Below are 1059 nucleotides of genomic sequence, written 5' to 3' on the forward strand. Positions count from 1 at the left end.
CCGATTCGTAGTTAAAAAGGAGGCGATCCAGTGACTTACTATGTCCTACTGGAAAAATGACGCAGTAAAAGAGGGCAATGGAGGTGAAGTAGTCTACCCCATAACTGTAAACAGACGAACCTTTTACAATGACCAGGTGTAGAATGAGCAGATTGATTGCAGTAAATCTTGAAAAAAGCCCCGTTGCCAAGCATACGCATAAAAGCATATAATAGCCCAGGAACGTATGTAGTAATAGCTCTTTGGACAGGTGAAGAGAAGAGCTTATATAATCAAGTGTACTAGCTATATTGGGTACAAACCAAGGCCGCTGGATATCCATGATATCCTGGGGAACAATACTGTTGTTTACATATATAGCTTCAAAATCACTGAGGTAGGATGCGAAATGCAGGAGGCAAAAAATGCCTATGGCCATTCTAAAATAGTATAAAAAATCACGATCTTCCTTTCTGGCGATAAAGAAGTGTTTGTAGATCGTTTGATTGATCGATAATGGTAAGGTTTTTTCCATGATCAGTTCATTGCTAATTTGTTACTCTCTTTTTTGAGGTCAAAACCAACGATTTTAATCAGCTTCGCTTCGCGGTTACCAACGATGTATTTATCTAGCATAGGGTAACTATACAGATACAGGTTTACCTGCCCCTCGTGTAGTTCAGGACTTTTACAGGTATTAAGCATATTATGGCCTATGGATTTGAGCACGATATCCAGAAAGCGGGTATATAACGTGGTTGTATTCTTTTTCTTTATCGCTTTCATTCGTTCCTGAAAACCGCTGATCAGGGTTTCGTAGCGTAAGGTTCCCTCATTCGTCTGAAGAGCTGGCGAGTATTTTCGATCGATTACTTTCCCGTTTTTATCTTTCATCACGCATTCGACGATGTAGCTGCTAGCAACGTTAGGAGCAAAGAAACCATACCCTGCATCTACGCCACTGATGACTGTGTAAGGCGTAATGCCGGGTAATTCCAGTACTTTATAAATACTTTTCTGGATGAGATCTTTCTCGATTTTACTCCCTTTTACCGTTTCTGTTTCCGAGAGATAGTCTTT

Annotated in this window: 2 protein-coding genes; both read right to left on the reverse strand. The window is 40.3% G+C overall.

Translation table 11 applies throughout. From position 1 onward, the window contains the following. A partial coding sequence (locus tag BWI97_RS28810) for a hypothetical protein (protein WP_233208089.1) occupies window positions 1–514 on the reverse strand: 514 nt, incomplete at its 3' end. 2 nt (window positions 515–516) lie between these two features. Beyond that, the coding region (locus BWI97_RS27905) for a hypothetical protein (protein WP_158242892.1) at window positions 517–1059 on the reverse strand (543 nt) is incomplete at its 5' end.

It is taken from the genome of Siphonobacter sp. BAB-5405 (assembly GCF_002872335.1).
GTDB lineage: Bacteria > Bacteroidota > Bacteroidia > Cytophagales > Spirosomataceae > Siphonobacter.